The sequence below is a fragment of the Geodermatophilus sp. Leaf369 genome, from assembly GCF_001424455.1.
Classification (GTDB): Bacteria; Actinomycetota; Actinomycetes; order Mycobacteriales; family Geodermatophilaceae; genus Klenkia.
Genome location: NZ_LMQA01000001.1, coordinates 611,511 through 625,019 on the forward strand (window position 1 = coordinate 611,511; position 13,509 = coordinate 625,019).

The following is a 13,509-nucleotide window of genomic DNA, read 5'->3' on the forward strand; positions in this document are numbered from 1 at the left end:
GCTCGCTCCTGTGTCCGGGGGGTCTCCCGGGTCGTGACCGGTCGCTGGCGGGGCCGGACCCGACGAGAAGCGCCCTTCTCGTCAGCGGGGCTGACGAGAAGGGCGCCTGTCGTCGGGGCGGGTGCTACGAGGCGGGGACGCCGATGGAGTCGTCGATGAACTCGTTGGTGACGAGGTCGTCGGCGGTGATGCCGTCCAGCGGGGGCGTGCCCTGCTCGGTGAAGATCGGCGTCGTCTGCTCGATCAGGGTGTCCACGCGGTCGGTGTCGAAGTTGCCGTGGGTGTCGTCCGGGCCATTGCCGACCAGACCGAGCTCCTTCTGCGTCTCCACCGAGTAGTCGGCCACGCCCTGGGTGTAGACCCAGCCGGTGTCGTACTGCTCCACCAGGTCGAAGATGATGTCGTTCACCCGAGCCGGGTCCTCGAGGTAGTCCACGTCGGCCTGCTGCATGAGCGGGACGAGCTCGGAGAGGCAGTCGCTCATGCCGTCCAGGTCGTCCGAGCGGACCGAGATGGAGGACTGGTAGGGCTGGAAACCGGCGTCGTAGACGAGCTGGTAGTCCACCGCCCGGCCCCAGGCCTCGACCTCGTTCTCGTAGACGTAGGGCTCGGCGGAGGCGAAGCCCTGCTGGGCGACCTCACCGGCGGCGGCGACGAAGCCGGCCGGGGTGCCGTCGTAGGAGCCGTCGACCTGGTCGGCGTTCAGGATGCCGGCACCGGTGAGGTAGGCCATGTAGGCCGAGCCCTCGAAGTAGCGCACCGTGGTGCCGGCGGCACCGAGGTCCTCGATGGAGGTGACGTCGGGGTAGGTCTCCGGGTCCCACATGATCATGGTCGGGGAGATCTCCAGCGGGGCCAGCACCGCGGTGGTGGGCTGGGTGTCCGAGAGCTGGATGGCCTCGTCGGTGGCGATGTAGCCCAGGTTGATGTCGGTGTCGGTGTACATCTGCGCCGTCACGGTCTGGAAGCCGATGGCGGGGCCGCCGGCCCGGATCTCCAGGGTGACACCGGTGCTCTCCCCGTCGGAGTCGATGAGGGTGCCGCTGACGCTCTTGCTGCCGGCGTCGACCACGTAGTCGTCACCGAGGGACTCGTAGAGGCCCCCGTGCTCGGCCTCGGGGTTCCAGTCGGTCTGGACGACGACGTTGGCCGGGCAGACGTCGGAGAGGTCGTTGGCGCCGACCTCGCCCGAGGGGCCGGCCGAGGCGGTGTCGCTGTCGCCACCGCCGCACGCGGCGAGGGAGAGGGCGAGCACGGTCGTGGCCGCGAGGGCCGACGTGGTCCGGGTGATGCGCACACGTGCTCCTAGGGGTGGGGAGAGGCACGGCCCCTCAGGATCGGGGGGTCGTGTCGGGGCCGGCGGCGGTGCGCGGACCCGGTGGTGCAGGGGTGGTGCAGGGGTGGTGCGGACAGCACCGACCACCGGGGCCACCGGGGGTGGCTCCGGGTCGGGCGTGGAGGGGGGGGTGCGTCAGCCGGCGTCGCGGGACTGGTCGTACCAGCGCCCGACGGCGACCTTGGCCAGCCAGCCGAAGAGGCCGAAGACGGCGAACCCGAGGGCCGCGGTGATGATGATCGTGAGGAAGAGCTCCTGGCCCTGGAGCCGGGCGCGGAAGTTGTCCAGCAGGATCCCCAGCCCGGGGTCGCCCTGCTTGAAGAACAGGTCGCCCACGATCGCGCCCACCACCGACAGCCCGGCGGAGATCCGGAAGCCGGCGAAGATGGCCGGCATGGCGGCCGGGAGCTCCAGCTTGAGCAGCCGCGTCGTCCGGCTGGCGTTGTGCAGGGTGAACAGCTCGTGCATGCCGCGGTCCACCGACTGGATGCCGAACAGCGTGTTCGACACGATCGGGAACAGCGCGATCATCACGCAGACGATCACCCGGGACGGGAAGTCGTAGCCGAACCAGAACCCGATCAGCGGCACCAGGGCGAGGATCGGGATGCACTGCAGGGCGACCGCGTAGGGGAACAGCGAACGCTCGATCGGCCGGCTCTGGCTCATCGCGATCGCCCAGACCATGCCGATGACGATCGCGATCGCCAGCCCGGTGAAGGTCACCACGATCGACCGGCCCAGCGCCGGGAGGATCTTGTCCATCGTCGGGCCGTCGAACAGGGCGTCGGTGACGATCGTGTGCGGGGCGGGCATGAGGAAGCGCCGGTTGGGGTCCAGCACCAGGTAGGTGATGGCGTACCAGACGGCGATCAGGCCCAGGAAGACCGCGATCGGCAGCAGGGAGTCGGTGACCCGCTTGCGGCCCTTGCCGCGGCGCTTGACCAGGGGCGCGGTACCGGCGCCGGTGAGCACCGGGTCCGCGGTCGGCGCGGCGGGCGGGGTGTCGACCGTGGTGGTCACGAGGGTCTCCTCGGCAGGGTGCGCGGTGGTGGTCACGAGTGGCCCTCGCGGAGGGCGTGGGAGACCTCGCCGGCCAGCGCGGCGAACTCCGGGGTGAAGCGCAGCTCGGGGGTGCGCTCGGGGCCGAACGGGACGTCGAAGGACTCCACGATGTGGCCCGGCCGGCCGGACATGACCAGCACCTTGGTCGACATGTAGACGGCCTCGCTGACCGAGTGGGTGATGAACAGCGCGCCGAAGCCCTTGGCCGCGAAGAGCCGGATCAGCTCGTCGTTGAGGCGCTCGCGGGTGATCTCGTCCAGGGCACCGAAGGGCTCGTCGAAGAGGAAGAGGTCGGGGTCCAGGGTGAGCGAGCGGGCCAGCGAGGCGCGCATCTTCATGCCGCCCGACAGCGCCCGCGGGAGCTTCTTCTCGTGCCCGCGCAGGCCGACCAGCTCGATGGCGTCCATGGCGGCCTGGTTCGTGGCGGTCTTGCTCATCCCGTGCAGCTCGGCGAGCAGCTCCACGTTCTTCTTCACGCTGCGCCAGGGCAGCAGCGTGGCGTCCTGGAAGACGTACCCGATCCGCTCGGCGTCGACCTGGGAGGTGCCGGCGGTGGCCGGGGACAGCCCCGAGGCGATCCGCAGCAGCGTGGACTTGCCGCAGCCCGAGGGGCCCACGACGGTGACGAAGTCGCCGCGTCGGACGTCGAGGTCGACGCCCTCGAGCGCGACGGTGCCGTCGGGGAAGGCCTTGGCGACGTCGCGGAACCGCAGCACCAGGTCACCGGGCTGGCCCGTCGCGGGGCGGGCGGACGACAGGGTGGGCGCGGGTGCGCTCACGGGCACCTCCGGGGGCTCGGTGTCGGTGGGTCGACCGGGTGTCCGGCCGACGACGTCACCTTCCGGTGGGTCTGTTTCGCCTGCGTGTGCCATCGGTGAACGCAGCCGACCGGTTCGTCACGACTGGGACACGGCACGCCCCGTGACCACGCGCTGCACCTGCGTGCTCGCCACGACCCGGCCACGGGAGAGCACGACCCGGGCGGTGCCGGCGCCGGCGACGGCGGCGTCCAGGCTCTCCGCGGCGATCGCCACGAACTCCGCCGGTGCCCCCACGACGACGGCCGGCACGGGCAGCCCCATGCACCGGCGGGCCGCGGCCGACACCGCGTCCCACGCCTCCCGGGTCGACAGGTGCCCAGAGGTGACCAGCAGCGAGGCGGCCTCGGTGGCGTCGGCCCGGCCCATCGGGTTGAACGGGTCGCGCAGGTTGTCCCCGCCGGCGCCGACGACGGCCCCGGCCTCGAGCAGCGTGCGGACGGCGGTCAGCCCGCGCGGGGTCGCCACCGGTGCGTCCCGGCCCTGCAGGTAGAGGTTGGTCTGCGGCAGGGCGACGACGCCGACGCCGGCCGCGGCGACCTCGGCGGCGGTGGCCCGCGCGACGTCGAGCGGGTGCACGCCCAGGGAGACGCAGTGGCTGGCGGTGGCGCCGTGGGCGAACCCGGTGGACCGCACCCGCTGGGCCAGGTGCAGCAGGCCCTGCGCGGTGGGGTCCAGCGTCTCGTCGGTGTGCAGGTCCAGCGGCAGCCCGCGGCGCTGCGCGACCCCGAAGGACAGGTCGAGTCCGGCCGCCCGGTCGGCCCACATGTGCGGTGCCCCGCCGACCAGGTCCACGCCCAGGTCGACGGCCTCCTCGAGCAGCCGGGCGTTGAGCTCGGCCTCCCCCGGCGCCCACGGCGCGCTGGCCAGGGCCACCACCTGCACGTCGACGAGCCCGGCCAGGGCCTCGCGGACCTCGACGAGCGCACGGGCGTGCCGGGTGCCCGCGTGCGCCCCGACGTCGGCGTGCGTGCGGATCGCCGTCGTCCCGTTGGCCAGGTACTCGTACGCCGCCCGGGTGGCCCGGTCGACGAGGTCCTCGTGGGTGAAGCCCTCGCTGATCTGCCGGATGGCGACGATCGCCCCGGCCAGGTCGCCGGTGGCGTTGGGCGCTCGGTGGCTGGTCAGCGCCTTGTCCAGGTGCGCGTGCGGCTCGGCCGGGGCGGGCAGCAGGTGGTGCCCGGCGAGGTCGTGCACCTCGTCGTCCGGCCGGGGGGCCAGCGTGCCGGCGGGGGCGACGTCGGCGACGGTGGCCCCGTCGATCCGGACGTCGAGGAACCGACCGTCGAGGTCGGTGACCGACTGCAGCAGGAGAGTCACGTGAGAGCGCGTCCGATCTCGGCCAGGGCCGTGGCGGTGGTCAGTTCGGCGCCGGGCGTGGGGACGCCGGACAGGTCGACGCCGCGCACCCCCGGGACCGACAGGTAGGACTCGGCGAGCGCGATGGCCGCGGCGATGCCGGCCCGGCGGGGGTCGCGGGCGGACTCGATGCCGGCCAGGTGGCCCGCAGGCAGCCGGAGGCTGGTGAACCGGCGCAGCTGGTCGGCCGAACCGGGGTCCAGCGCCACCGCGACACAGGCCACGAAGGGGACGTCGGCGCCGGCGTCGGTGGCCCGCTCGACGAAGGAGCGGAGTGCCTCGACCGAGCCGGCGTGGTTGACGAAGCAGACGTCGGCACCGGCCCGCACCTTCTCCACCAGCCGGTGCGGTCGGCGCTCGGCCGGTGGTCCGTGCGGGGTCTCCCCCACCGACACCAGCACCCCGGCGGCCCGGGCGGCGGCGGCCAGCTGGGTGGAGTCCAGGTCGAAGACCGGCTGGGCGTCGGGCCGGTCACCGGTCGCGGTGTGGTCGCCGGTCACGCAGTGCACGGCGCCCACGCCCAGGTCGGCCAGCCCGGCGAGCTCGCCCTCCAGCGCCACCCGGTTGCGGTCCCGGCAGTTCAGCCCCTGCCACACCGGCAGGCCCCGGGCCTGCACGAGCGAGGCCCGGTAGGTCGGGGAGAACTGCACCCGGGCGGCCCCGTGGTCCCCGAGCAGCACCGCGTCGACGTGGCCGACGACCCGGTCGGCGGCCCGCTCCAGGGAGTCCCGGTCGAGCGCGACGGCGGGGAGGTCGGCGACCACCACCGGGCGTTGGCGCATGAGGGCGAGCAGGTGCGGTTCGGGTCCGGTGCGGGGCCGGGCCGCCCCGGGCCACTGGACGGTCGGCACGGGCAGGAAGGCGCACGGCCCGTGCCCCACCTCGCAGCCGCCGTCGTCGGTGACCCCGCCGCAGGGCCCGAACGTCATGGACTTCGGGCAGGCCGGGGCGCCCGCGGGCGCGCTCAGAGGTCCAGCACCAGGCGCGGGCCGGCCGCCCGGGACACGCAGACCATCATCATCGTGTCCTCGGCCTGCTCGCCGGGGCTGAGCACCGAGTCGCGGTGCTCGACCGCGCCCTCCAGCACCGGGGTCTCGCAGGTGCCGCAGGTGCCCACCCGGCAGGAGGACAGCACCACGGCGCCCGCCCCGGCCACGGCGTCCAGCACCGAGGTGCCCGGCTCCACCGTCACCGTCTCCCCCGTCAGCGCCAGCTCCACCTCGAAGGCACCGGGCCACACCGGGGCGCCGAACTCCTTGGCCTCGAACCGCTCGACGTGCAGCGTGCCGGCCGGCCAGTCCGCACCGGCGGCCTCCACGGCGTCCAGCAGCTTCGTCGGGCCGCACACGTAGACGGCGGTGTCGGCCGGCGGGGTCTCCAGCAGGGTGTCCACGGCCAGCCGGGAGCCCTCGTCGGCCGGGTGCAGCCGGACCCGGTCGGGGTGTGCGGCGACCAGCTCGTCGGCGAAGGCCATCGAGGACCGGGACCGGCCGGCGTAGTCCAGCTCCCAGTCGGCCCCCGCCGCCTCGGCCGCGGTGACCATCGCGAGCAGCGGGGTGATGCCGATGCCGCCGGCGACGAACCGGTAGCGGGTGCCGGGGGTGACCTCGAAGGCGAAGTGGTTGCGCGGCCCGCGGATGCGCAGCCGGTCGCCCACCGCCACCTCGTCGTGCAGGGCCAGCGACCCGCCGCCGCCGTCGGCCTCGCGGAGCACCGCGATGCGCCAGTGGGAGCGGTCGGCGGGGTCGCTGCACAGCGAGTACTGCCGTTCCAGGCCGGGGCGCAGCAGCACGTCCAGGTGCGAACCGGGGGTCCAGGCGGGCAGGTCGCGGCCGTTGTGCGACCGGAGGTCCAGGGCCACCACGCCGTCGGCCAGCAGCGTGCGGTCGGCCACGACGAGGTCGCGTTCGACGTCGGAGAAGAAGCTCACGCGCCGGATGGAAGCACCCCGGGAGCCCCCGGGTCACCGATGACCCGAAGAGGTCACACGGACGTAACCGCCGCGCGTTTCCATCCTCGGTGTGACCCTCACCGACACCACGCGCCCTGCCGCCGTCGCCGCCCTGGATGCCGAGCTCACCGACCTGCTGGGCGAGCGCAACGTGAGCACCGAGCTGCGGGCCCGCGAGCGCGCCTCGGTCGACGGCGCCCGGATGAGCCCGATCATCAGCGAGCTGCTGCCGCTCGGGGTCGCCGACGTGGTCGCGTTCCCGACCGACGCCGCCCAGATCGGGCAGGCCGTGGCCGCCGCCGTCCGGCACGGCGTCCCGGTCACCCCGCGGGGCAAGGGCACCGGCAACTACGGGCAGGGCATCCCGATGTCCGGCGGGCTGGTGCTCGACCTGTCCCGGGCCCGGGCGGTCGTCGAGGTGGGCGAGGGCTGGCTGACCGCCGAGGCCGGGGCACCGATGGTGACCTGCGAGCGGGCCGCCCAGGCGACCGGTCAGCAGCTGTGGATGTACCCCTCGACGGTGCAGTCCTCGCTCGGCGGCTTCCTCGCCGGCGGGTCGGGCGGCACCGGCAGCATCGTGCACGGCACCAACGACGCCGGTTTCGTGGCGGCGCTGGACGTGGTGCACGCCGACGGCTCCCCCGAGCTGCACCACGTCGAGGGCGACGAGGCCCAGCAGTACGTGCACAACTACGGCACCGCCGGGGTGATCGCCCGGGCCACCGTGCGGCTGGAGCCGCTGCAGGAGTGGCGCGGGGTCTACGCCAGCTTCCCGGACTTCCCCTCGGCCCAGTCGGTGCTCCGCGACCTGGGCGCGATGACCCCGACCCCGCGGCTGGTCTCGGCGGACAACCCGGTGATCACCGCCGCCCTGCCCGAGGACCCGGCGTACCCGGCGGGCCGGGCCAGCGTCCGGGTGATCGCCGAGGCGAGCACCGTGGCCCGGGCGACCGAGCTGGTCGAGGCCGCCGGTGGGCGGCTCGAGGACGTCCGCGAGGGACCGCAGGTGCCGCTGGCGATCAGCGTGCTCAGCTACAACCACCCCATCGAGTGGCTGCAGAAGAGCGCCCCCGGCGTCTACTTCCACCTCGAGGTCGGCGGGGCGGCGCTGATCGACCGGCTCGCCGAGGTCGAGGCCGTCTACGAGGGCGGCCAGTTGCACTGCGAGATCGGCAACTCCGGGCCGATCGGCATGCTCGCCGGGGTCTACCGCAGCCCCGAGCAGGTCGCTGCCGGCATCCTGGCGCTGAACGAGATCGGCGTCGGGGTGCACGACCCGCACCAGTGGAACGTGGACTTCCAGCTCCAGCGCACGGTCGAGACCGCGAAGCGCACCGACCCGCGCGGGCTGCTCAACCCCGGCAAGCTCAACCCGGAGTACGGCGGCCCCACCAAGGGCGCCGTGCGGTGACCCGGCCGTTCGACCTGCACGCCGACGGCCGGCCGCCTCCGGACCCCATGGACGTCGCCCGCAGCTGGCTGCCCGACGACGACGAGCCCGACCGGCCGCAGGTCGTGCTGTCCACGCTGGGCACCGACGGCTGCCCGGACGCCCGGACGGTGCTGTTGACGTCCTTCGACGCGACCGGGTTCGCCTTCCACACCGCCCGCTCCAGCCGCAAGGTGGAGCAGCTGGCGGCCGCACCCCGTGCGGCGATGACGGCGACCTGGCCGGGGTTCACCCGACAGCTCGTGCTGCGTGGCGAGGTGGTGCCGGACCCCGACGAGGCCCGGGCGTGGGCGGCCCGCTCGGACCACCTGCGCCGGCTGGCCTGGCTGAACACCCACGAGCTGGCCCGGCTCGACCTCGCCGGGAGGCGCAGCGGGTGGGCCGCCGACGTCCCCACCGACGAGGGGTCGGCCCCGGCGCCGTCCTGGGTGGGCTACCGGCTGCAGCCGGTGGAGCTCACCTTCTGGGCCGGGGGCGCGGACACCGCCAGCCGCCGCCTGCGCTACACGCGGCAGGACGACGGCTGGCGGTGGGAGCACCTGGCCGGGTGAGACCAGCGGGGTGACTCAGTGCTTCGGGGTCCACCCGATCGCCGGGGCGACCTCGCGGACGACGGTCTCCAGCAGCCGGGTGTTGTAGTCCACGCCCAGCATGTTCGGCACGGTGAGCAGCAGGGTGTCGGCCTCGCGCACCGCGGCGTCCTTGGAGAGCTCCTCGGCCAGCTGGTCCGGGGGGCCGGCGTAGGTCTTGCCGAAGCGGGAGCGCACGCCCCCGAGCAGGCCGACCTGGTCCTCGCCGCTGCGGTCGCCGAAGTACATCCGGTCCTCGTCGGTGACCACGGGCATCACGCTGCGGCTGACCGAGACGCGCGGCTCGCGCTCCCAGCCGGCCTCGGCCCAGGCGGCCCGGTAGCGCTCGATCTGCTCGGCCTGCAGCTCGTCGAACGGGATGCCGGTGTCCTCGCTGAGCAGCGTGGAGCTCATCAGGTTCATGCCCTGGCGGGCGGTCCACACGCCGGTGTCGCGCGTGCCGGCACCCCACCAGATGCGGTCGCCCAGGCCCGGGGCCTGCGGCTGGATCGCGAGCTTGCCGCTGACCCCGCCGGTCATCGCGGGGTTGGCGTCGGCCACCCCGGCCCCGGCCAGGGCGGCCCGGAACACCTCGGTGTGCGCCCGCGCGAGGTCACCGCCCTCGGCGTCGCCGGCGAAGGAGTACCCGAAGGACTCCGCCCCGCGCAGCGCCGTCTCCGGTGACCCCCGGCTGATGCCGAGCTGGAGCCGGCCGTCGCTGAGCAGGTCGCTGATCGCGGCCTCCTCGGCCATGTACAGCGGGTTCTCGTAGCGCATGTCGATGACGCCGGTGCCGATCTCGATCCGGCTGGTGCGCGCGGCGACCGCGGCGAGCAGCGGGAACGGGGCGGCCAGCTGCCGGGCGAAGTGGTGCACCCGGTAGTAGGCGCCGTCCAGGCCGAGCTCCTCGGCGGCGACGGCGAGCTCGACGCTCTGCACGAGGGCGTCGCGCCCGGTGCGCACCTGCGAGCCACGGCCCGGGTTCCAGTTCCCGAAGCTCAGGAAACCGATCTTCTTGTCCATGTCGAGACCTCCTCGGTCACTCACTTGAACACTCAACCACTCCGACCTGTTCCAGCACCAGCTCGGGCCCGACCGCGGTGTGCGATCGGGCCCGAGGGGACGTGCGGGAGGTCAGACGCCGGCGGTGTGGAGGGCCGGGTAGTCGGTGTAGCCCTCGGCGCCGCCGCCGTAGAACGTGGACGAGTCGGGCTCGTTCTCCTCGTGCCCGCCGACCCAGCGCTGCACCAGGTCCGGGTTGGCGATGAGGGCGCGACCGACGGCCACGACCTCGGCCTGCCCGGACTCGACGAAGCCGATGGCCTCCTCGCGGGCGGTCGGCGAGGCGAAGCCGGTGTTGGCCATGAGCGGGCCGCCGAAGCGGGTGCGCAGGTCCTGCACCAGCTCGCCGGCGGGCTCGGCGTGCAGCACCGACAGGTAGGCCAGGCCCAGCGGGGCCAGCGCGTCGACGAGGACCCCGTAGGTCTCGTGCACGTCGGCAGCGTCGGGCTCGACAACGCCCTGCACGCCGTGCGACGGGGAGATCCGCAGGCCCACGCGACCGGCGCCGATCTCGGCGGCCACCTCGGTGACGACCTCGACGACGAAGCGGGCCCGGGCCTCCGGGCTGCCGCCGTAGACGTCGGTGCGCAGGTTGGTGTCCGCGGCGAGGAACTCGTGCAGCAGGTAGCCGTTGGCGCCGTGCACCTCGACCCCGTCCATACCGGCGTCGACGGCGCGGCGGGCGGCGGCCACGAACTCGGCCTTGACCGCGACGGCCTCCTCGGTGGTCAGGGCGTGCGGCACCGGGTAGGGCTTCTTGCCGTCGGCGGTGTGCACCTCCCCGTCGATGGCGATGGCCGAGGGAGCGACGATCCGGTCGGTGCCGGTGATGTCGGTGTGCGAGACGCGGCCGGCGTTCATCAGCTGCATGACCACGGTGCCGCCGGCGGCGTGCACGGCGTCGGCGACGCGGGCCCAGCCGGCGGCCTGCTCGACGGTGACGATGCCGGGCTGGCCGGGGTAGCCCCGCGACTCGTGGCTGGGGTACGTGCCCTCGGTGACGATCAGGCCGGCACTGGCGCGCTGGGCGTAGTGCTCGACGACGATGTCGCCCGGCACGCCGTCGGCGCCCGAGCGCATCCGGGTCAGCGGGGCCATGGCGATGCGGTTGGCGAGCTCGAGGTCACCGAGCTGCACGGGGGAGAACAGGTCCATGTCACCGGTCAGCCGCCGGGGCGCCGGGACCATTCCGTCCCGGTGCCGTCAGCCCGGTCACACCTCAGCCGATCGTGTAGCCGCCGTCCACCACGACGGTCTGCCCGGTGACGTAGCCGGCGCCCTCACCGGCCAGCCACACGACGGTCGCGGCGAGCTCGTCGAGCCGCCCCTGCCGGCCCAGCACGATCCGCTCCAGCTGCCGCTCGACGTAGCCCTCGGCGTAGGACTCCCCCATCTCGGACTCGAAGAAGCCCGGCGCCACCGCGTTGACCCGGATGCCCTTGCGGCCCGACCACTGCGCGGCCAGGTCGCGGGTCAGGCCGATCAGCCCGGCCTTGCTGGAGGCGTAGGCCGCCTGCGGCAGCGGCTGGGGGTGCAGGCCGATGACGCTGCTGATGTTCACGATCGCCGCACCGGGCTGCATGACCCGCCCGCAGGCCTGGGCCATCCAGTAGGCGCCCATCAGGTTCACGTCGAGCACGGCGCGGAACTGCTCGGGGGTCTCCCGGGTGGCCGGCACGGCGGTCCCGACGCCGGCGTTGTTGACCAGCACGTCGAGCCGGCCGAACTCCGTGGTCGCGGCGGCGACCAGCGCCGTGCAGGCGTCGGGGTCCGCCACGTCGGTGGGGACGACGAGGGCGCGACGCCCGGTGGCCCGCACGTCGACGGCGGTCTCCTCCAGCCGATCGGCGCGGCGGCCGGCCAGGACGACGTCGGCGCCGGCCTCGGCCAGCGCGGTGGCGAACCGGACGCCCAGCCCGGAGGAGGCGCCGGTGACGACGGCGACGCGGTCGTCGAGACGGAAGCGGTCGAGGATGCCCATGCCCGGGATCGTCGCCGGGCCCGCCGGGCGCCGTCAACACGGGCGTGGACGGGTGGACCGCGCCACAGCCGCACCACAGCCGCCCCACCGGCCACCGCACCCCGCCAGCCGTGACGCGGTGTCACGACTCGACCACGACGCTCCCGGTTCAGTTGCGCGGTTACTGCGGGTGCATGGGTGAGGCTGTCCGGGTGAGTCTCTCCGCCCCGCCCACCCCGCCGGGATCCCCCAGCGGGCCGCGGGCCGTGGACGCCCTGCTGGCCGACCGCGGCCAGCTGTTCCGCGCGCTGTTCCTCTCCGCCCCGATCGGCAAGGCCGTCGTCGGCCTCGACGGCCACCTGCAGGTGGTCAACCCGGCGCTGTGCGCGCTGACCGGCCGCACCGCCGAGGAGCTCGTCGGCCGGCACCTGGACCTGCTCGCCCACCCCGACGACATCCCCGTCGAGGACCTCGCACCGCCGCACACCGCCGGCGAGCCGGCCCTGGACCCGCACCTCGAGGTGGTCGGCGAGCGCCGGCTGCAGCGCGCCGACGGCAGCACGCTCTGGGTGCAGCAGGCCCGCGAGCTGGTCCGCCGCACCAACGGCGACCCGCAGTTCGTCGTCCTCTCCCTGGTCGACGTCACCGACCGGCGCCGCGCCGAGGAGGACCTGGTCCGCCGGGCGCTCACCGACCCGCTGACCGGGCTGCCCAACCGCCGCTCGCTCACCGACCGGCTGCAGCACGCGCTGAACCTGTCCCGTCGCCGCGGCGGCCCGGTCGGGCTGGTCTACCTCGACCTCGACAGGTTCAAGTCGGTCAACGACTCCCTGGGCCACGAGGCCGGGGACCAGCTGCTCTGCCAGGTCGCCGACCGGCTGCGCTGGTCGACCCGGGTGGAGGACACCGCCGTCCGGCTCGGGGCCGACGAGTTCCTGATCCTGGCCGAGGACGTCGACGACGTCGAGGCGCTGCGCACCCTGGCCGACCGGCTGATGCGGGTGCTCGACGACCCGTTCCACGTCAACGACCGGGAGATCGTGCTGTCGGCGAGCATGGGGCTGACGCTGGGCTCCGACGCCGCCCCCGACGCGTTGCTGCGGCAGGCGCACGGTGCGCTCACCCGGGCCAAGGAGAACGGCGGCCGGGGCCGGGTCGTCGTGCACGACGAGGCGCTCAGCGGCGGGGACGTCGACCAGCTCCAGCTGGAGACCGACCTGCGGCACGCGGTGGACGCCGGGGAGCTGCGGCTGTTCTACCAACCGATCGTGGCCCTGAGCGACGAGCGGCTGCTGGGCTACGAGGCGCTGATCCGCTGGCAGCACCCCACCCGCGGGCTGCTCCCGCCGGGTGCGTTCCTGGACGCCGCGGAGAACAACCGGCTGACCTCCAAGCTCGGCGCCTGGGTGCTCAAGCAGGCCTGCGGGGACGCCGCCGGCTGGGAGCCCAGCCTGCGGGTGCACGTCAACATCTCCTCCCGGCACCTGGCCGAGCCCGGCTTCTCCGAGCTGGTCGCGGCCTCGCTGGAGGAGTCGGGCCTGGAGCCGGGCCGGCTCGAGCTGGAGATCACCGAGTCGACCGCGCTGTTCGCCGCCGAGGCCACCCTGCGCTCGGTGTCGGAGGTGACCGCCAGCGGCGTCACCCTGGCCCTGGACGACTTCGGCACCGGCTACTCCGCGATCACCGCGCTGCACCGGCTGCCGATCCACACCGTGAAGATCGACCGGTCCTTCGTGGCCGACGTGGTCACCGAGCCCTCGACCGCGGCGCTCGTGCAGGGCCTGCTGCAGCTGGGGCAGGGCATGGGCCTGGAGGTCATCGCCGAGGGCATCGAGGACGCCGACCAGGCGACCTGGCTGCGCGAGCACGGCTGCCTGATGGCCCAGGGCTACGCGTTCGGCCGGCCGGCACCGCTGCCGGCACCCACCCCGGCCTGAGG

At 74.1% G+C, this 13,509-nt stretch carries 12 protein-coding genes; 3 read left to right on the top strand and 9 right to left on the bottom strand.

The genetic code is table 11. The annotated features are described in order from the left end of the window. Positions 1 to 124: 124 nt before the first annotated feature. The 6 genes from ASG36_RS02980 to ASG36_RS03005 form a co-directional block, all read right to left on the bottom strand. Positions 125 to 1,297, bottom strand: a complete 1,173-nt coding sequence (locus ASG36_RS02980) for a hypothetical protein (protein ID WP_055759252.1) — start codon at positions 1,295 to 1,297, stop codon at positions 125 to 127. A 174-nt stretch (positions 1,298 to 1,471) separates the two neighbouring features. After that, on the bottom strand, positions 1,472 to 2,359 hold the full coding sequence (locus tag ASG36_RS02985) for an ABC transporter permease (protein ID WP_157498704.1): 888 nt from the start codon (positions 2,357 to 2,359) through the stop codon (positions 1,472 to 1,474). 32 nt (positions 2,360 to 2,391) lie between these two features. Further along, positions 2,392 to 3,180 (bottom strand): ABC transporter ATP-binding protein, encoded by a 789-nt coding sequence (locus ASG36_RS02990; protein ID WP_235494512.1) that lies wholly within the window; start codon positions 3,178 to 3,180, stop codon positions 2,392 to 2,394. A gap of 117 nt (positions 3,181 to 3,297) precedes the next feature. Continuing rightward, entirely contained in the window at positions 3,298 to 4,539 is a 1,242-nt protein-coding gene (locus ASG36_RS02995) for an amidohydrolase family protein (RefSeq protein WP_055759257.1), read from the bottom strand. Continuing rightward, positions 4,536 to 5,507, bottom strand: coding sequence for a methylenetetrahydrofolate reductase (locus ASG36_RS03000; protein ID WP_055759259.1), 972 nt, complete (start codon positions 5,505 to 5,507; stop codon positions 4,536 to 4,538). Before ASG36_RS03000 ends, ASG36_RS02995 begins: the two co-directional genes overlap by 4 nt. A 35-nt stretch (positions 5,508 to 5,542) precedes the next feature. Then, the gene (locus tag ASG36_RS03005) at positions 5,543 to 6,508 is read right to left on the bottom strand and encodes a PDR/VanB family oxidoreductase (protein WP_055759262.1); all 966 of its coding nucleotides are present in this window, start codon (positions 6,506 to 6,508) and stop codon (positions 5,543 to 5,545) included. 91 nt (positions 6,509 to 6,599) lie between these two features. Between ASG36_RS03005 and ASG36_RS03010 the strand changes: the two genes are divergently transcribed. Beyond that, positions 6,600 to 7,940, top strand: a complete 1,341-nt coding sequence (locus ASG36_RS03010; protein WP_055759265.1) for an FAD-binding oxidoreductase — start codon at positions 6,600 to 6,602, stop codon at positions 7,938 to 7,940. Continuing rightward, positions 7,937 to 8,530: a pyridoxamine 5'-phosphate oxidase family protein gene (locus tag ASG36_RS03015; RefSeq protein WP_055759268.1), complete on the top strand. Its 594-nt coding sequence runs from the start codon at positions 7,937 to 7,939 to the stop codon at positions 8,528 to 8,530. Before ASG36_RS03010 ends, ASG36_RS03015 begins: the two co-directional genes overlap by 4 nt. A gap of 15 nt (positions 8,531 to 8,545) precedes the next feature. Here ASG36_RS03015 and ASG36_RS03020 read toward each other — a convergent pair whose 3' ends face one another. The 3 genes from ASG36_RS03020 to ASG36_RS03030 form a co-directional block, all read right to left on the bottom strand. Beyond that, the gene (locus ASG36_RS03020) at positions 8,546 to 9,571 is read right to left on the bottom strand and encodes an LLM class flavin-dependent oxidoreductase (RefSeq protein ID WP_055759271.1); all 1,026 of its coding nucleotides are present in this window, start codon (positions 9,569 to 9,571) and stop codon (positions 8,546 to 8,548) included. A 111-nt stretch (positions 9,572 to 9,682) separates the two neighbouring features. After that, complete coding sequence (locus ASG36_RS03025) at positions 9,683 to 10,798, bottom strand: alkene reductase (protein WP_235494514.1); 1,116 nt, start codon at positions 10,796 to 10,798, stop codon at positions 9,683 to 9,685. A 31-nt stretch (positions 10,799 to 10,829) separates the two neighbouring features. Then, positions 10,830 to 11,591, bottom strand: a complete 762-nt coding sequence (locus tag ASG36_RS03030) for an SDR family NAD(P)-dependent oxidoreductase (RefSeq protein ID WP_055759274.1) — start codon at positions 11,589 to 11,591, stop codon at positions 10,830 to 10,832. A gap of 191 nt (positions 11,592 to 11,782) precedes the next feature. On the opposite strand from ASG36_RS03030, the gene ASG36_RS03035 reads away from it, so the two are divergent. Beyond that, on the top strand, positions 11,783 to 13,507 hold the full coding sequence (locus ASG36_RS03035) for a bifunctional diguanylate cyclase/phosphodiesterase (protein WP_235494516.1): 1,725 nt from the start codon (positions 11,783 to 11,785) through the stop codon (positions 13,505 to 13,507). The last annotated feature ends 2 nt before the right edge of the window (positions 13,508 to 13,509 follow it).

Coding starts and splice junctions, on each gene's coding strand:
- ASG36_RS03025 (WP_235494514.1), bottom strand. CDS start 10,798: ATGGTCCCGGCGCCCCGGCGGCTGACCGGTGACATGGACCTGTTCTCC.
- ASG36_RS03020 (WP_055759271.1), bottom strand. CDS start 9,571: ATGGACAAGAAGATCGGTTTCCTGAGCTTCGGGAACTGGAACCCGGGC.
- ASG36_RS03000 (WP_055759259.1), bottom strand. CDS start 5,507: ATGACGTTCGGGCCCTGCGGCGGGGTCACCGACGACGGCGGCTGCGAG.
- ASG36_RS03030 (WP_055759274.1), bottom strand. CDS start 11,591: ATGGGCATCCTCGACCGCTTCCGTCTCGACGACCGCGTCGCCGTCGTC.